This is a genomic window from Paenisporosarcina sp. P4_B8 (assembly GCF_056402175.1).
The window spans coordinates 91,577-109,916 of the sequence record NZ_JBFUHX010000008.1 but is presented as its reverse complement, the minus strand read 5'-3'; the positions used below and the strand labels follow the sequence as shown (position 1 = coordinate 109,916).

Annotated in this window: 15 protein-coding genes and 2 pseudogenes; 9 read left to right on the top strand and 8 right to left on the bottom strand. The window is 36.9% G+C overall.

Annotation, left to right across the window (positions count from 1 at the left end; all coding sequences use genetic code 11):
- The first annotated feature begins 1 nt into the window (after position 1).
- From AC1DSK_RS09660 to rlmH, 4 genes are all read left to right on the top strand, one after another.
- Positions 2–790: an MBL fold metallo-hydrolase gene (locus AC1DSK_RS09660; protein ID WP_016428907.1), complete on the top strand. Its 789-nt coding sequence runs from the start codon at positions 2–4 to the stop codon at positions 788–790.
- 282 nt (positions 791–1,072) lie between these two features.
- The gene (locus AC1DSK_RS09655) at positions 1,073–2,296 is read left to right on the top strand and encodes a S1C family serine protease (RefSeq protein WP_477547873.1); all 1,224 of its coding nucleotides are present in this window, start codon (positions 1,073–1,075) and stop codon (positions 2,294–2,296) included.
- 201 nt (positions 2,297–2,497) lie between these two features.
- Positions 2,498–2,662 carry a CxxH/CxxC protein gene (locus AC1DSK_RS09650; protein WP_016428905.1) on the top strand — a complete coding sequence of 55 codons (165 nt, stop codon included), beginning with the start codon at positions 2,498–2,500 and terminating at the stop codon, positions 2,660–2,662.
- Between the two features lie 90 nt (positions 2,663–2,752).
- Entirely contained in the window at positions 2,753–3,232 is a 480-nt protein-coding gene (gene rlmH, locus AC1DSK_RS09645) for a 23S rRNA (pseudouridine(1915)-N(3))-methyltransferase RlmH (RefSeq protein WP_477547872.1), read from the top strand.
- Positions 3,233–3,345: 113 nt separating this feature from the next.
- Here the strand turns inward: rlmH and AC1DSK_RS09640 are convergent, their stop codons facing one another.
- Together AC1DSK_RS09640 and AC1DSK_RS09635 are read right to left on the bottom strand one after the other, a co-directional pair.
- Positions 3,346–4,593, bottom strand: a complete 1,248-nt coding sequence (locus AC1DSK_RS09640) for a DUF4153 domain-containing protein (protein ID WP_477547871.1) — start codon at positions 4,591–4,593, stop codon at positions 3,346–3,348.
- Positions 4,594–4,663: 70 nt separating this feature from the next.
- The gene (locus tag AC1DSK_RS09635; RefSeq protein ID WP_402853184.1) at positions 4,664–4,801 is read right to left on the bottom strand and encodes a helix-turn-helix domain-containing protein; all 138 of its coding nucleotides are present in this window, start codon (positions 4,799–4,801) and stop codon (positions 4,664–4,666) included.
- A 319-nt stretch (positions 4,802–5,120) separates the two neighbouring features.
- Between AC1DSK_RS09635 and AC1DSK_RS09630 the strand changes: the two genes are divergently transcribed.
- A complete protein-coding gene (locus AC1DSK_RS09630; protein WP_477547870.1) occupies positions 5,121–6,314 on the top strand; it encodes a DUF4317 domain-containing protein in 1,194 nt (397 codons plus the stop codon).
- Positions 6,315–6,521: 207 nt separating this feature from the next.
- On the opposite strand, the pseudogene AC1DSK_RS09625 reads toward AC1DSK_RS09630, so the two are convergent.
- From AC1DSK_RS09625 to AC1DSK_RS09615, 3 genes and pseudogenes are all read right to left on the bottom strand, one after another.
- A pseudogene (locus AC1DSK_RS09625) lies at positions 6,522–6,695 on the bottom strand (sensor histidine kinase); the annotation flags it as partial.
- A gap of 52 nt (positions 6,696–6,747) precedes the next feature.
- The gene (locus AC1DSK_RS09620) at positions 6,748–6,906 is read right to left on the bottom strand and encodes a hypothetical protein (RefSeq protein WP_477547869.1); all 159 of its coding nucleotides are present in this window, start codon (positions 6,904–6,906) and stop codon (positions 6,748–6,750) included.
- Entirely contained in the window at positions 6,897–7,346 is a 450-nt protein-coding gene (locus AC1DSK_RS09615) for an SET domain-containing protein (RefSeq protein ID WP_477547868.1), read from the bottom strand. Before AC1DSK_RS09615 ends, AC1DSK_RS09620 begins: the two co-directional genes overlap by 10 nt.
- 719 nt (positions 7,347–8,065) lie before the next feature.
- On the opposite strand from AC1DSK_RS09615, the gene AC1DSK_RS09610 reads away from it, so the two are divergent.
- Together AC1DSK_RS09610 and AC1DSK_RS09605 are read left to right on the top strand one after the other, a co-directional pair.
- Positions 8,066–10,144 (top strand): GAF domain-containing protein, encoded by a 2,079-nt coding sequence (locus AC1DSK_RS09610; protein WP_477547867.1) that lies wholly within the window; start codon positions 8,066–8,068, stop codon positions 10,142–10,144.
- Between the two features lie 483 nt (positions 10,145–10,627).
- Positions 10,628–11,074 carry an ATP-binding protein gene (locus AC1DSK_RS09605; protein WP_477547866.1) on the top strand — a complete coding sequence of 149 codons (447 nt, stop codon included), beginning with the start codon at positions 10,628–10,630 and terminating at the stop codon, positions 11,072–11,074.
- A 494-nt stretch (positions 11,075–11,568) separates the two neighbouring features.
- Here AC1DSK_RS09605 and AC1DSK_RS09600 read toward each other — a convergent pair whose 3' ends face one another.
- From AC1DSK_RS09600 to AC1DSK_RS09590, 3 genes and pseudogenes are all read right to left on the bottom strand, one after another.
- The gene (locus tag AC1DSK_RS09600; protein ID WP_477547865.1) at positions 11,569–11,952 is read right to left on the bottom strand and encodes a hypothetical protein; all 384 of its coding nucleotides are present in this window, start codon (positions 11,950–11,952) and stop codon (positions 11,569–11,571) included.
- Between the two features lie 24 nt (positions 11,953–11,976).
- Complete coding sequence (locus AC1DSK_RS09595; RefSeq protein WP_477547864.1) at positions 11,977–12,429, bottom strand: helix-turn-helix transcriptional regulator; 453 nt, start codon at positions 12,427–12,429, stop codon at positions 11,977–11,979.
- Positions 12,430–12,507: 78 nt separating this feature from the next.
- Positions 12,508–12,744, bottom strand: a pseudogene (locus tag AC1DSK_RS09590) (DUF421 domain-containing protein); the annotation flags it as partial.
- 280 nt (positions 12,745–13,024) lie between these two features.
- Here AC1DSK_RS09590 and AC1DSK_RS09585 point away from each other — a divergent pair.
- Both AC1DSK_RS09585 and AC1DSK_RS09580 read left to right on the top strand, forming a co-directional pair.
- Entirely contained in the window at positions 13,025–16,201 is a 3,177-nt protein-coding gene (locus AC1DSK_RS09585; RefSeq protein WP_477547863.1) for an ATP-binding cassette domain-containing protein, read from the top strand.
- A gap of 393 nt (positions 16,202–16,594) precedes the next feature.
- Entirely contained in the window at positions 16,595–18,088 is a 1,494-nt protein-coding gene (locus AC1DSK_RS09580; protein ID WP_016428892.1) for a malate:quinone oxidoreductase, read from the top strand.
- Positions 18,089–18,340 lie beyond the last annotated feature (252 nt).

The following is an 18,340-nucleotide window of genomic DNA, read 5'->3' as shown; positions in this document are numbered from 1 at the left end:
CATGCGTTTTAGTGTTCTAGCAAGCGGCAGTAGCGGAAATGCCATTTACGTTGAAAACGAAGAACATTCATTTTTAGTGGATGCTGGTCTTAGTGGACGTAAAATGGAGGAGTTGTTCGCCTCTGTTGACCGCAATGTGAAAAACTTGAGCGGAATTTTGGTTACGCATGAACATAGTGATCACATAAAAGGGCTTGGAATTCTCGCCCGTAAATATAAAGTTCCCATATATGCCAATGCCAAGACCTGGATGGCAATGGAACATCTTGTCGGAAACATTCCACTCGAGCAACGTTTTCATTTTGATATGGAGACTGTAAAAACATTCGGCTCACTAGACATTCAATCGTTCGCCGTTTCCCATGATGCTGCGGATCCAATGTTTTACGTATTTCATGAAAATGGACGTAAACTGGTGTTAATCACGGATACTGGATATGTCAGTGACCGGATGAAGGGTCATATCAAAGGTGCAGATTCATTTGTGTTCGAAAGCAATCATGACGTAGGAATGCTGCAAATGGGGCGTTACCCGTGGTCGGTCAAACGCCGGATTTTAAGCGACGTAGGACATGTGTCAAACGAAGATGCCGCTGTCGCAATGAGCGAAGTTGTCGAAGAAAAACCAACACGTATCTATCTTTCTCATTTGAGTAAAGATAATAACATGAAAGACCTCGCACGAATGAGTGTTACTCAAACACTTGAATCATGCGGAATTATTACCGGTGAATATTTGAATCTTTTTGATACAGATGCCAATAAAGCCACTGAATTAGTGACTATCTAAACCCCACAATTTTGTGGGGTTTTTTGATGCTTTTTTTCTCTATTTTATTTAACAAAGTAGAGTCTAGCTCCAAGACCAGCTCGCGGGTCCATTTAGGGGTCAGTAAGGCATAAATCCTTTCATCCTTCCAGCGCATTGTCCTGTTACACATTTCATGGCGTCGAGCTTGAGTGGCCCTTTACGCTTTTCTTCATTTTGAGCAAGTTTTAAATTCATTTTCATCTAATTTTAATGTTGATTAGGTAAAGTAAAGGTATCGAATAACAGAAAGGGAGATTATCTATGGGTTACTACGATCAAATACCATCAGATCCACAAAAAGAACAACAAACGAGGATTATTAGAAAAGGAAGTAAAGGTGGCTACTTTTTCAGTGGTCTCATCGGGGTTATGATTGGGGCATTAGTCGTTTGGTTGATGCTTCCTTCGCTCGTTGGCATGATGCCTGGTGGAACCGAGGTAAGTGGCAAAGACTCAGCTGTGTCTTCAACTACTCAGCAATTATCTGCGGATATAACTACTGATGTCACATCTGCAGTCGACAAGGCAGCGAACGCAGTTGTAGGCGTGACGAACATTCAATCCACGTCAGATTTCTTGAGACCAACCAGTGAAGAACAAGAAGCGGGAACAGGTTCAGGTGTCATCTATAAAAAATCAGGAGATAAAGCATACGTTGTTACCAACAATCATGTTATTGAAGGTGCAACTCAAATAGAAGTGACATTGGCAGACGGAGCCAAAGTGGATGCCAAATTACTTGGGGCCGATATTTGGACAGACTTAGCTGTTTTAGAAATGGATGCTTCAAAAGTGACAACAGTTGCGGAATTTGGAAATTCAGATTCGTTGAAACAAGGGGAAACGGTTATTGCAATCGGTAATCCACTTGGTCTGGATTTTTCAGGATCCGTAACGACAGGTGTTGTTTCCGGTAAAGACCGTGCAATTCCGGTTGATTTAAATGGAGATAACCAAATTGATTGGCAGGCTGAAGTATTGCAAACGGATGCAGCCATCAACCCAGGAAATAGTGGTGGGGCACTTGTCAATTTAGCTGGTCAATTGATAGGAATCAATTCCATGAAAATATCTCAGGCGACAGTCGAAGGAATTGGCCTTGCGATTCCAATTAACTCTGCCATTCCTGTCATTGAAGATCTTGAAAAATACGGCGAAATGAAACGTCCTTCAATGGGTGTAACATTAGTCGATGTGACCAACGTTTCTGCTTACCACCAGAGAGATACACTTCGTTTACCGGAAGAAGTTTCAACAGGAGTGGTCATTGACCAAGTAATAGAAGGATCAGCAGCGGAAAAAGCGAAATTGAAACAATATGATGTAATCGTTGAGATGGATGGAGAAAAAATCGAGAACATGGTCGATTTACGTAAACACTTATACAATGAAAAAGAAATCGGTGACGATTTGAAAGTGAAAGTGTATCGTAAAGGTCAACTGATAGAAGCGACCTTAGAATTGAAAGACAATTCAGCTCTATAAAAAGGTTCGTCAATGTTGTGGATGACCAAAAAGAATTGTGGATAACAATTTTATATTAACAAAACATTTACACAGCGAGTAGAAGGTGCGAACCCGTACCTTTCCTACTCGCTTTTTGTTTGTTAAAATAGATTGTGGATAAAGTTGTGTGAATTGTGTATAACTAATTGAATTGTTCGAAAATCGAAAGGATGAAGAAAAATGAAAATTAAATGCTGTCAAACCCATATAGAACATGCATTGGACATGTTTGTGGCTGAGCAAAATACCTTCCCGATTTTAACGGAACTCACAGATGAAGAAAAGATATCCACAAAATGCGATTACTGTGATGTCGCTGCAATATATTTAGTGGCGAACGAATGATTGCCTACTATATATAGTTTGTGGTTGTGGATATGTGTATAACTTCTGTGGATAGCGTGTTTGTAAATAAAGTGTAAAGGTGGATAACCTGTGAATATCACAATAATTTCCGTTGGGAAGTTAAAAGAAAAGTACTTAAAAATGGGCATTGAAGAATACACAAAACGATTGGGAAGTTACGCAAAAATAGATTTAATTGAAGTGGCAGACGAAAAAGCACCGGAAAATTTAAGTGATGCTGACATGGAAATCGTCAAGAAAAAAGAAGGCGAACGCATTTTGGCAAAAATCGGAGCGGACACTTATGTCATCGCATTGGCAATCGAGGGCAAAATGAAATCGTCTGAACAACTGGCGGATGATTTACAGTCACTCATGACATACGGTCGCAGCAAAATCGCGTTCGTCATCGGAGGATCACTCGGTCTGCATGAAGACGTGATGAAGCGCTCTGATGAAAAGCTGTCATTCTCAAAAATGACCTTGCCACACCAATTGATGAAATTGGTGTTGGTGGAGCAAGTATATCGAGCTTTTCGGATTATTAAAGGTGAACCTTACCATAAGTAAATGAGGTTTTTTTAGAAAAATAAAAAGCCAAAAATGAAAAAGTTATGAGTATAACTTTTTCATTTTTGGTGTTTATAAGGAAGATCAACATCCGTTACATTAATATAGCCTTTCTAATTAAAAAAGAAAGGAAAAGTAAATGTAACGAAAGCCGCCCAAAGTCCGTAAACTGGCAAATACTTAGTGACCGCATCTTGGATGGGTGAAGGTCCGGTCTTGTTTTGTAGAAAACGCATATATGAGACCATAATCCAAATAAGATTTCCCCAGATAAGTATGTTTACACCTAAAACAGCAAGTCTGTTTGGTGTAATCCCATAAGAAGAAAGTCTGAACGCGATGGCTGACAAAGCCACACTGTCAATGATAAGCGCAAGAACAATTAAGGAAAAATTTATATAATCTGAAATGTTCTTTTTCTCGTCTGAGTCGCTTTCGGTAATAGAAAATATGGTAACGGCCAATACACCGAGGAGTATTCCGTTGAAGGCTATCAGGAAATTGCGGTCCAAGAATGGATTTTTTCCGACCCATATAACCGTTATAAGATAGACCAACAATGTGACAAGGACAAGAGGACTAAAAATTTTAGCTATATATGGTGTAATATTCTTAGCAAGTTTAAGATTCATTGATACCAGGTATGCAGCCACAATAGCGAGAGCGGCAGCACCAAATAAAACGATATTACTAAAATAGAATTCTTCTATATCCAAGCCAACAAAGCTAAATAACTGCATGGTTAATGCCGCTAGCACCATTCCGCTAACTGCCATGCTGGCGTAGAGAATACAATATTCCAGATTAAATTTAATATAGGCTAATCTTGTACTGCCTTTTGAATATTCATTTCCTGTAAATGCAAGCCCTACCAATACCCATAAGAATATGGGTAGGTGTAAATAAGCAAGGATAATACTGTCTTTATAATTTAATGGTAGCATATTAAGATAAAACCCGGAAATTAGGAACAACGCTGCAAGGGAATAAATAACACTTTTTTTCGGAGTATTATTGTAAACAAAATAGGCAGCAATAAAGGGAATTATACCAAAAGCCAGGTTAATTGGAGCAATTGCTTCCTGTTCGACAAAATGGAAAATGATTCTGGTGCTTATCCCGGCCAGAATGGCTAAAATGCCCATGAATAAGAAACCTTTTTGAAGCAAGGAAGATTTTTCTGAATGTGCTGTCTCCTTGAAATGCAATCTTTCATACCAAATGCCAAGAACCTGAGAATCAGGATTTTGTTCCCATGCGTCTGAGAATGACTTTTTAAAGGCTTTGGGGTCATTTCTAAACATTCTCTCCAGCTCATGGGGATTAGCAATATTTTCAATAATTAAATTGTTACTGTCCATGATTATACCTCCCTTAATAATTGTCTATTAAGTCCTACTTTCCTCAACAATGTTTATTAATCAAGCTCTCTTACCTTTGACTGTCTTCGTCACTTTTGTATTCTAAAATATCTCCAGGCTGACATTCTAATGATTTACAAATCGCCTCTAGAGTTGATAATCGAATCGCTTTTGCCTTTCCATTTTTCAATATAGAAAGATTCGCCATCGTGATGCCATAAGAACAACTGCTAACTTTAAAAATAGTGTTTCAGGTTTCATGAAAAGCACCTCTCATAAGTATTGTTTTTTAGATATTAACATGTTATTTATTGATAAACAATAAATTTTTGTTGATTTTTATAATATTTTTGTTGTTAATACCTACGCTGCTCCCACAGTAGTCACTCGATCCAAAATTGACTGTGTTCCTTTCTTCATTTTAAATATTGTTATAATAAAGGGGTGTCAGAAGCTAAACTGTAGCTTTGGATGCTCTTTTTTTGTAGACAACACGGATCTTACTTGCCAGGGAGTTGGAATTAGAGATGAATAATAAGGATATAGCGGAGATTCGCAAACAATTTAAGATGGATACTGATTTACTGAAAATCGCTGACATTTATAACGTTTACATCAAGCAGGAAAGCAGTGAAATCTATCATGAGGAAAGCCGCTCATTTTCGTTGTTGGACCGGGAGCAGCAAGAGCTGTTTCTTGCCAATTTTAAAAAGGTTTTAGGTGGAAAACTGGATGTGAAGCTATTTGAGGTGAAGTTTCAGCGTCAGGCAGAAGAGCAAACGGACCATACGCAACGACTTTTATATGAAGGACTTCAGACTGAAGATATAGGTGAATGGAAAGCGTATATGCAGCAGATCGCCTTGAAAATGGTTCAGGACAAACAATACGAAAAGGACATAGTGGTCACATTTATTCGTGGGAATTCTTTTAAAACGACGAAGCGCCAGCCTAATGAAACGGAAATCGACATGCGGGATGAAGTGTATACCACTCCTTTTATTCTTTGCAGCATGAATCAAACCGAATTGCCGAAAAGTTCACTGGTGTTTGATTTTGTCGAGAAAGAGTTTAAGTCAAGCCTGGTGACAGATCCCGTCATTAAACTGGCCACTCCAATTGGTGGATTCCTGTTCCCGAGCTTCACGGAAAACGCCGCAGACATCCATCACATCCTTTACGCAGCGAGCAAAGCGAATAAACCGGATTTCCAATTTATCGAGAATGTGTTGAACGGCAATGAAATCATGACGGCCGAGGAAGATAAAGCGGTGTTTGAAGAAATTGTCAAAGCAGTAATTGGTGATGAAGTAAATTCGAAAACCCTCGCCGGTGTATATGATGAAATCAATAATATGTTATTGGTGGAAAAAGAGAGTGAGGACGAAGAAGGGAGTACTCCTACTTTGGATTCTATAGAGGTTGCACGTGTGTTGAAGGCGAGCGGCGTAAAAGATGTGACTACGGAAAAAGTGGAAATGGCCTTTCAGCAGGTGGTTGAAGACAAAAACTATGAAATGAAAGCAAGCCATGTCGTTCCAAGCTACGCGTCCAAGTCAATCAAAATCAGCACGAAAGTAGCGAATATTGCGATCAGCCCGCAAGACTTGAGATATGTCAAACAGATCAATTACAATGGCAAACGCTGTCTATTGATCGAGGTGGAAGAAGACACGATGATTGAAGGATTTAAGCTGCTTCCGGAAGAGCTGTTGGAGTAGGAGAGAGTTGGGTGGTCCTTCAGCCGGCTATCTAAAATGGAAAAGAGAATAAACCTCATTTAGCCCTGCTAAGGTGAACCATACCATAAGTAAATGAGGTTTAGGAAGTAATAAAGGAAACAGTTTAATTATTTTATTTGGACTGTTTTTTTCAATAAGAAAGGGCTTTTCTAGTTATTTTTCCAACTAAGATAGCCCTTTTATCTTTTACTTACTTAAACGAATTTCCACGGTTGTGCCGATGCCAACTTTACTCGACAATATAACATTTCCACCGTGTGCCTCAATAATATCTCTAGAAATAGCCATGCCGAGACCTGTGCCGCGAACGTTTTTGGTATTTGTACCTCGATAGTAGCGTTCAAAAATTTGTTTTAGGTCGTGTTTTGTTAACGCCTTTAAAATTGTTATTCTAAAGTTCGAAAATTCAGTCTCAGTCTTCATCATCATCATTGATAAATAAAGTAAGGATTGAGTCTAGTGGTTCGGTTCCATTAGCAACCGCATTTACTTTATCAGTATATTGCTCACTGATCAGATGTTTTAGAGGTTGTTCCACCTTGTTGAAATACTTAAACGCCTCTATTGCCATTTTATCCCACTCTTCGTTAAAAATAGATAGTCATCTGCTGACACTTTTGTTCTTGAAGTGCCTTCTTCAGGTATACATTCAAAATCTTCATCTTCACCCAATGCAGCATAATCACATGTTATTTGTTCGCCAGGTTGAATGTCTCTTGCAGCTAACTCAAAATCATATACTGTATCTACTATATTTGGATTGAAGCTATGGTTAATATACTTTGCGTGATCACAAGAGAGAACGTATTCGCCGTCATTATCTAAATATGAGTATTTATATATATACTCTTTTCGAACATCATCAAGACTTTCAATATATGACTCATCAAGAATAATATCTAAATCATCTTTAATCCAGACAATGGTTCCTTTAGGAATTAATTTTGTTGCAAAAACTCCAATTCCTACTTTCTCATTTACATACCGAATTTCGGTATTCGGATGCATCATTTTGCTATTCCTCCTTTATCGAATTCATTTTATTCTCCAAAAAAATGAGAGGTTAAACTTCAGTAGGGAAGAAAATGATGGTCTCGCGTAATAAAATTACACTTATCTTCTTAACATCGAAAACGTAACAAATTATTGGATATTTCAATATGTATATGCTCATATATTTCGTTTTGAGTAGACACTTGTTCTAATAAATACTTTTTTATCTCCAAGAAGTAGTTACTATGTTAAAGAACTCTGACAATGAATAATAAAATTGCTCTTGATCTGTAAACAGACTGCGCTCATTTGGGTGGATATATTTATTAGCATTTTTAAAAATAGTAGCTTCTTGTACATGATCCTTATGACCGTGGGTTGCTAGGATGAGAGTATCGTCTTCTGGTGATTTGCCTATTCTATTTAGAGCTTGTTCAAGGTATATGGAATGCTCCTTTTTACCTAAAATCTATCAGTGTTACTCTAACTTCCTGTACAATAAAGTAACAGTTGTTATAAGAGTTCCAACTTGTGTCCCATATTGCTAGTACATATACATTTTCATTAATCGGTTCAAATAAGTAATCCAAATTCCTACCCCATGTAAAAAGATATTCAGTATTGAATCTTTTTTATTAATAATCTAGTATTCTTTATTTCTACTTGGATACCTTCCTTTGAAAGATCACTAAGACGTAAATAATAAACGCTAACCCAATTGATTGGAGACTGTGTGAATGTTAATGGAACAAACAAGATATTCTAGGCTTGCAAATATAACAAAAATAATAAATACAAAGTTAGAACTACGTGAAGTATTACAGCGTGTAACGAGTGCAATATCTGAAGAGATTGTTCAATGTAATTCCGTTGGTATTTATTTACCTCAAAAAGATGGAACATTTAGAGGATTTGCAGGAAAACCTGAACTCATGAATGGCATGGCGCTCGATACGCAACTAATTGATCCTGAAATAGACTTACTAGCCAAAGAAGTGATTGAAACTAAAAAAACCATCCACATCCCGGATACCTCAAAAGATAATCGGCCGGATCCGAAATCAGTTGAAGCCTTCAAAATTAAATCCTTATTAGTTCTGCCTATCTCAATTGAGCAAGAGTTATTTGGTCTAGTTTTTTTATTTGATTATGGAACGCCAATGAACTTGACAGAGTCGGAAATTCAAAGTGTTGAAGCTTATGTGAATATGGCTGCAGTCGCAATTCAAAACGTGAATAATTTAACACAAAAGGAAAACCTTATTGCCGAAAAGCAGTTGTTGCTTAATGTTACACGTGATTTATCGATGTGTTCCTCGATACAGGAAAGTCTCGATAAATGCTTTTTCTACTTAGGAAAGATTTTAGATAGCAAAAATATTGCTGCCCACCTCCTAGAACCGTTAGAAAAAAAAACAATTAGATTAACGAAGTTAAGTAAAGACTGTGATTGGACGGAAGCAGAGTGGAGTGCAACCCTTAATAACATAAAAATGGACCATAGCTATGAAGCCATGATCCAAGAGGTTGTTATAACAAAAAATATAATTCACATCCCAAGTGAAGATATAAAGGGGCTGCTTATGATTCCATTGGTTTCAATGGGAGAAGTATTAGGGGTAATAACAGTTGTGGATTTGGTGAGAAAAACTCACAGTTACGATGAATCCCAAATTCAGCTGGCACAATCTATAGTTGATGCCACAGCCCCAACGTTTTCAAACTTGTTATATATGGACCAACTTGAAAACATGGTGGAAGAGCGAACAAGGGAACTAGCCGCTGCTAATGAAAAAGTTACACGTGTTATTGAAAGTATTACGGATGGGTTCTTTGCTTTGAATAAAGAATGGGAATTTATTTACATAAATAAACATCAATATCTACCACAAAAGAAAGCGGCAAAAGATGTATTAGGCAAAAATATATGGGAGATTTTCCCGAAAAGTATAGATGCCGTCATGTATAAAGAATTTCATCGTGCGATGTTAGAGCGAGTTCCTGTACATTTCGATATTCCCGCAACCTCTGAAGATTATTGGTACGAAGTAGTGGCTTACCCGTATGACGAGGGTATCTGTTGCCTATTTAAAAATGTAACGGAAAAAAAGAAATATGAAAATGAACTGAGAAGGTTTTCCAACTTAGAATTAATAGGGCAAATGGCAGCAGGTATCAGCCATGAGATTAGAAATCCAATGACAACGGTACGAGGATTCTTACAGTTAATAAAAAAAGAGGACGAATTTGAAAAACATAATGACCACTTTAATTTAATGATTGAAGAACTTGACCGTGCCAATGCCATTATTACTGAATTTCTTTCAATGGGAAATACAAGGACATCTGATTTACAGATGTTAGATTTAAATTCAATTATCCATGATATTACACCTTTAATAAAGATTGATACATTTAATCAAAATAAACTTATTCAATTCGATACTAAAGACATCCCAGAATTGCTTTTAAATCGTAATGAGATACGGCAATTAATAATAAACCTATACCGTAACGGCTTAGAAGCGATGAGCACAGGGAAAGTTCTATCCATCAGTACCTACACGGAAGATGAAAATTGTGTGGTTCTTGCAGTGCGGGATCAAGGAGAAGGTATCAGACAAGAAATTTTAGAGAAACTGGGTACTCCATTCTATACAACCAAAGATAATGGCACTGGCTTGGGGTTAGGCATTTGTTACGCCATTGCTGCCCGTCATAATGCGAAAATTGAAATTCAAACTGGATTAGATGGCACTACTTTTTTTGTTAAATTCTATTCTAAAAACAATTTGAATAATCCTCAATTAGATTAGTCACGGAGAACCTTATCATAAGTAAATGAGGTTCTAATCTGTTTAACAAAATTTCAGGTACCTGTGCAAGGAGTATTGATAAATGTTTAAGTTTCCATGTTTGTTCATCAACTTTCTTCTTTTATAGATATTGAGGAGTGGCACGTAAGCCTTCCTTTGAAATCCTTACATAATAAATCCGTTTTCACATTTACTGACAACGTTAGCAAAGGATTAGTCTATTCAAAAGTATTACTTTAGCGAAAAATGTAGGTGTCGATTTGGATAAAGCTGGGAATTGAATGTGTTGAAAAATGTATGATGAAGCCGGCGTGCAATTTCAAAAAGCTTTATAAACAGCCATGACGAAACAAACATATAAATATAATAAGAGGTAGTTCCTACAAGTGTATTTGTAATAAGGGACTGCCTTTTTTGTATAAGCATTGGTTAACGTATTTGCAAGGTATATAGATCGCTTTTGCTGGAAAGGAGGATATTCTTATGAAGAATAAAAGCGAAATCATGGAGATCATTCAGCAATTGGATCATCATATTGCAGATGATTTTGAGGCACAGGATCTAGACTTTAAACAATGGAATTTTAGTGCTGTGGAGGAAAACGTCAATAAAATGATTAAATACGCTGTTTGTATGGCAAATGGCGGCGGGGGCAGCGTTGTTTTCGGCGTGGCCGACAAAATGCAGGGAATAGACAATGTTTTAATAGGGATTCCATTTGATATAGACATAGAAGAATTACAAAAAAGGATATTTGAAAATACGGATCCACACATAACCCCTTCGTTTGATGAAATATTTTATAAAGATCATTCAATCCGGCTCTTGGTCATGAACGTTTTGCCGAAAACACCGCCTTATACAACAACGAAGGGTACAGCAACCATTAGGCAAGGAAAAGAGTGTCTGCCGTACAGAAACAATTCGTAGGGATAGTCTGATTTTATGATTAGGTAAAGGGGCCATTCTATTTATTAAACATAATTTACAGCATCAATACCCTCACTTAGTACCATTACGGGGAACCATACCATAAGTAAATGTGGTTATGGACAAAAGGATTATTAGATAACATTTGTGAAAAGATGTAAGTTGCAGAATTATTAAAATCTAATATTAATGGATATCACACCCGACTTATGGAATAATGCTATGTAAATTTTATACTCACATATTGTGGTAGGGCCATATACAACAAGTAAATTTCGGTTTGCAGGATTTAAGGTGAAGGTTTGATTGATGATGGAATAAGACATATCCAATCAAATGGAACAATGAACTGTCCCGTAGAAGTTAGACACAAATCCATGGGTTAGCCCCACATGCCCATCAAGCTAATATTTTGAGACACCCCCAAAAACGAAAAAATGTGCTTTTTTGTTACAAGTTAACACAAAATTTCGTTCTGGGGGCACTATTAAATTTTAAGTTGATGGAGATGGAGTCCCGCTCCCATTTTGATTGAATAGGAAATTTGTTGCTAAAAATACTGAAGCTACGTTAATTACAAGGGCAACAATATTTAAAAAGTCAGTTGTCGGCCCAAACACAATAATCAATGATGTTATTGCGACAAACAATGGAATTACCTTATTTATATTTGTGACTAGTTGTTGCTTGTGAAAATGTCTTAGTATGAAATAAATACCTATTAAAATTGGTGCAGTAAGGAATAATCCTAAATATCCCCATGCATCTTCAATAAACCAAGGGAAAAAGCGCATACGTGAAGTAAAAATAAACAGATTTAGTACGATAGTTCCTACTAATATGCTGTTTAATATAATGACTCTCTTGTTTTTATCCATTGTAATTTCTCCTTTAAAATTTAATTACTCCTTAGTTAATTCGTAAAAACGATTCATAACTTCTTCCTCTTCAAACGTGCTATACCACCTATAATCACTACCATCTAAAATACGATAATGTTGGCTGATCACATTTTGTTGTACTCGAAATTTTCCTTTTTTCGCAATCTCATTCCAAAACATTTTTCCTCCTAATGTTTTTACTTTTGGAGTATTCATACCATCGTGAGCTAGTGTTTCAATTACTTCAAAAGGTTCTTCTCCTAAAATGTGTTCTAGGATTTGACTATCCTTAAATAAGGCACAAACTACGACTGCATTCGTCCAACCAATTGATGTTCTTTCTTTTTCAACTTGAAGCAGTGTCTTTTTGGAAATTCCTAGAACAGTAGCCATTTTTTCTTGAGAATATCCTTTTTCAAGACGAATTAGTCGAACATTCTTAGAAATCAAATCAATTACAGTTTCTTTATTCAAATAACATCATCTCCATGTAATAGTGTTAAATTATACTAATAGTGTAATATTACACTATTATTAGCCTTTTGTAAATGGTACATCCAATACAATGGTTGTAACGATAGACCCTTTAAGCCCAAGATGTTCATCTGATAGTGGATGGGCAATAATGTTTACAATGACTAAAGCAATGGCGAAATCAAGAGGTCTTAATTGAGAGATGACACGCTGACCTAATATTCTAGTAACAGTTAACAAGAAGAAAAAAGCAACAATAGCTCGAAGAATCCACTCAAAGGTAGTAAGTGTTTCTTGGCTTTGAAAAAAATCCATATAATACACATCCTTTATCAAAATAGCTATCACATAGTTTAACTCTGACGTTATTTTAATAATCCATAATTAGTGATAAATTTAAATGAAGGAAGTAACTGAATAATAGAGCGTGGTTTACATTTGTATTTTCCAGAGATTTTTAAGAAGTTTTATAAATCAAATAAAAAACGTGGTTAAACCTCATTTTGGACCATTAAGATGAACCCGTATCATAAAAGAGTTTGTCGATGTTCTAACGTGGAAAGACTGAGTTTACATAAATAGAGAGGATGTACATATGAAAATAAATCGATTAATTGCTAATAACATTAATCAATTAGATGCCGTACTGCCAGTAAATCAATCGTTAGGAATTGCAGGTCTGTCTGGGTCCGGAAAAACCACTTTTAGTCAAACCATTGGTGAAGAGTCTAAGAAGCGTCTCGTTTCATTATTGCCAAAGGCAGAATATCAGTATTTGTTTTCTAAAATTATGGAAACAAATTTCAGTGCCATCAAAATGGAAGACATGCCTTTAGTGCTTTTTCTTGGAAGAGCATCGATTTCTTCTAATCCGCGGTCTACCATTGGCACCCATACGGGCGTTTTTAAAGAGATTCGTGTTCGTCTTGCTGAAAAATTTAATCTTTCCCCAGAAGTTTTTTCATTTAATAATGAATTAGGCTGGTGTCGGGATTGTAAAGGACGTGGCACGACCAAAAATGTGGAATGTAAAAAGTGCAAGGGCAGTCGTTATAACCAAGAAGTTGAGCAATATACGATTGAATTACTTGGAAAACCACATAGTATTTCCGATCTCAACGACTTAAGCATAGAAACCATTCTCTCATTAGCTGAAGTTTTGCACATTAGTGAAGCGAAGCAGCATATTCTGCAAAATATAATCAATATGAATATTGGTTATTTAACATTGAATCGGATAATGGGGACTTTATCAGGCGGGGAATTAACACGGCTTTACTTAGCCGAGTTCATGGCAGCCAGTGAAAATACCGTTATTATAATTGATGAAATCTCGGTTGGCCTTGATCACGAAACACTATTGAAAATTTTAGAACAGATAAAACAATTAGGGTATAAGAATCAAATCTGGCTCATCGATCATTCTGATACGGTACTCGATGCAACAGATGAGCAATTGTTCTTTGGACCAGGAAGTGGCAAGTATGGCGGCAAAATTGTAGAAGAATCCCCACGTCCAAAACCAATCATCTGGGAACGAAATCAGGCTATGCCAACAGAATACTATCAATTCCAGGATCTTTACTGCCGAAATATTCAAATAGATGAAATCCAAATTCCCAAAAATAGACTTGTCACTTTTACCGGTGAGTCTGGATGTGGTAAATCCACTCTCGTCAATGAGTGTATCATCAAAGATTTTATGAAGCGATATCCAAAAGATAAACTAGTCATGGTTGGGCAAGATCGGAATCAATCGATTACGAGCCGGTCAACCGTTGCGACGTTCCTTGATATTAAGAAGAAACTCACTAAATATAGTGACGAGATAGATGATATTTTTCTACGTTCGATTGAAGATATTATTGATGAACTCCCTAAGGAAGACATCACTCATAAACGCTTGAGCTTATTGATCAAACTTGGACTTGGCTATTTGACGTTAGAAAGAAAAACACAAACTTTATCAACGGGTGAATTCCAATGTGTTCATTTAGTTTCTGAGTTGTTTACGAACGCCAAAAATCCACATACGTTGTTTATTTTTGACGAGCCTTCAAAAGGGTTATCACAAAATATTTTAAACCAATTTATTGATAGTGTTAGGGGCATTCTAGAGAATGAATCTGTCTCCATCATGATGATTGAACATAATGCATACATGCTGGAAAGCTCTGATTTTATTGTTGATTTCGGTAAAAGACAGATTGCGCCAGTTCAACATCTTGATGTTGTTAGTCATGAAGAGTATTACCGTCAAAAAAATAGTGAAGAAGTTGCTCCATTGCACATTTCTTCAACACTCAAGCAGCGAAACGGTATTCACTACTTAGAAGAAAATCATTTGGTCTACTTTAAAAATGCAGAAAATATCTATAAGGGCGGCATTTTAAAAAGCCTTTCACCTATGGCTCGGTTGATTTATGGTGAATATGAATCCGACACCATCGCACCCGTTATCGCTATTGATCTTGAAAGGCACTTGTATAGTCAATATAGCTTCCTCTATGAAATGGGCGGGCTGATCAACCATATCGTTGCTGCCCATCCGACCAATAAAGATACAAGAAACTTCGATTTCTATAATCAAGAAAACCATTGTGCATGTTGTTCCGGCCGTCGGGTCATTGAGAGATTCAATTTTGATGTGGTCATTCAGGACAAAACTGTGCCATTCTGGGATGGCTTATTACATTCCGACGTCATGGAGGTATTGAAATATTATCAATATCCAAAGTTGCAATTCCTGTTTGATGAGATCAAGAATGAACTCGGACAAGATATCAGCAAAATCTTCAATGAGATGACTGAAGCGGAAAAGCACACCTTTTTATATGGTTATTGGGAAAAGTCATTTTATGATAAAGCTGGTAAGGCATCGAGAACATGGGAAGGCTTTAATTTGATCATTGGACGTTATATGTTCATTTCGAAATCAATCATTAAAGATCATATGAAAGCTTCAAAAGAACTGATTACCTGTCCAGTTTGTGAAGGAACCGTGCTGAACCATCATAAAAAACTATTGTTTGGTGGGATCGATATTCGTGAACTCATTCAACAGCCGATCGATCAAGTCATAAAAACAGTAGGGAAGTTGCCGGAACTGGAAAAACTAAAAGCGGTTGTTGGCGGCGATATGTCGCTTACTGAAGATGTTTCCCTCCTTTCTAGGGGAACGCAAGTAGCACTGAAAATGCTAGAACTGGAACAGGCAAGCTTTATTGACTACGAGATCGTTTTACAGAATGCTTTCCCATTCTGGGACAGTATTGGAAGCAAAATCGAAGCAATAAGCTGTAAAAACCAGATCACAATCTGTGATTTCGCCAAGATTACTGAAACGAGAGAAACCATTATCGATAAGTATTTCACCAATGGAAAATATAAAAAGCTAACTTATGTGTACGAAGCGTTTGGATACAAAAAAATTGTTACCCAAATCAATAAAGTTAAAGCAAGTCATAAATGTCCATTCTGTGCAGGGAAGAAAGTCATTTCCGAAGATGGTCTTCATGACGGCGTGTATAAATTGTCGGTGCCCTGTGTGAGTTGTCATGCTAGTGGTATCAATGATGAAGGTCGGAAGGAAATTATCGAAAGTTTCGACGTACAAACCTGGCTGACCGGTAAAGTAAGGGATGTAGTGGCTGAAAGATTGCTTACAGAGGGTGTGGCGGATATACCCATTTTCAATCGTATTCGTGAGTTGGATAAACAAGATATGATATTCGTTTATCAAAGTCTTGAGCAAAATAATCTTTCAAAATGAGGTAACTTAAACTTGAAGTTAAATCAAAAAAGAAGGAGAATGCTTGTTATACGAAGCATTCTCCCTTTTTTGTGTCATATAGAATGAAAAGATTTAAATCGCTGTAAATCACTATAATTAACTATATAAAATAGAATTTTTTCAGTGCAGCACACACTAGGATGTTCCATAGCCTTATGGAAGGACTTCTCACTGTTAACCTGCTTTTATTTAGCTTATAATTATTAGGTAATAGTAAATATATATTAATGTTTAAATAATTGTATTACACTATAATATGGATATATTTTAAACAGAAAAGGTGTGTGACTAGGTCGCGCCTTGGCTTATTATGCTTTCTAAGCAAGAGCGCCTAGATCCTTTCTGCAATTTTAGGGACTAAGGATGGTAAAAATGAACATGAGAGAAACTAATACAGACGTTATCTTAATTGGTGCCGGAGTCATGAGTGCCACTTTAGGGACACTTTTGAAAGAATTAGCGCCGGAATTGAAAATTACAGTGATTGAGAAGCTCGACAATGCAGGAGAGGAAAGCTCGAACGAATGGAATAATGCAGGAACAGGTCATGCGGCCCTGTGTGAGCTTAACTATACAACTGAAAAACCAGACGGATCTATTGATATTAGCAAAGCGATTAAAATAAATGAACAGTTTCGGCTGTCCACGCAGTTTTGGTCACATCTTGTAAAAAACGGGTTGATAAATAATCCAGAAGACTTTATCATGCCATTGCCTCATATGAGTATGGTACAAGGGGAACAAAATGTGGCGTTCTTAAAGAAACGTTTTGAAGCGCTATCAAAAAATCCGCTGTTCCAAGGAATGGAATTTTCTGATGACCCAGCAAAACTGATGGAATGGATTCCGCTCATTATGCAAGATCGTCCTTCGGATGAAGTCATAGCGGCAACAAAAATCGACTCTGGAACGGATGTTAACTTTGGTGCTTTAACGCGCATGTTGTTTGACCACTTGCAGAATAAGAACGTCCGTATCAAATATAACCACAATGTTGATAATTTGTACCAGAATGGCGATGGTTCATGGGAATTAAAAGTGAGTAATGTCTACAGCGGTATCGTGGAACACCATACTGCAAAATTCGTCTTTATCGGAGGCGGAGGCGGAAGCGTGCATTTACTGCAAAAATCCGGCATTCCTGAAGGAAGACAAATTGGAGGATTCCCAGTAAGCGGAATCTTCATGGTGTGTAATAATCCAGAAGTTATTGCTCAAAATCATGCAAAAGTATACGGAAAAGCTAAAGTTGGTGCTCCACCAATGTCTGTTCCGCATCTTGATACACGATTTATTGACAATAAAAAATCGTTGCTATTTGGACCATTTGCCGGCTTCTCACCTAAGTTCTTAAAAACCGGTTCAAATTTGGATCTAGTGACCTCTGTAAAACCGAATAATATCTTAACCATGTTGGCTGCAGGCGCAAAAGAGATGTCATTGACAAAATACCTGATTCAGCAAGTTATGTTATCGAAAGAACAGCGTATGGATGAGTTACGAGAGTTTATCCCGAACGCCAAGAGCGAGGATTGGGATTTAGTTGTAGCTGGTCAACGTGTACAAGTGATCAAAGATACTTCTGAAGGCAAAGGAACGCTTCAATTTGGTACGGAAGTTGTTAGTGCTGCTGATGGCTCGATTGCAGCATTACTAGGGGCTTCTCCCGGTGCTTCTACGGCAGTTCACGTTATGCTCGAAGTAATTAAAAAATGCTTCCCGCAACATATGGAAGAATGGGAACCAAAAATCAAAGAAATGATTCCTTCTTATGGCGTGTCACTAATGGAAAATCCAGAGCTTCTGCACGAAATAAATATTTCAATAGCAGAGAAGCTTGGTCTAAGTGAAAAAGAACAAGTCTAAAGTTAATTTTGGATATGGAATTTTCATACTTTCTTTAACATAGCATTTAAAAACAATAAAAAAGGGGAAGGCTTGATATAATAAGCCTTCCCCTTTTTTATTTTAGCTAAAATAACTACAATGATTCCGACAACTCTGGAGCTATGTCTGTTTACTGAAAGTGAAATTCAATATATTTTTTAAGTTTGATTTTTTATCCAATAAAGAAAAGATATTTATCGAGGGAAAGAATACAATAGAAAGAATCTGTAT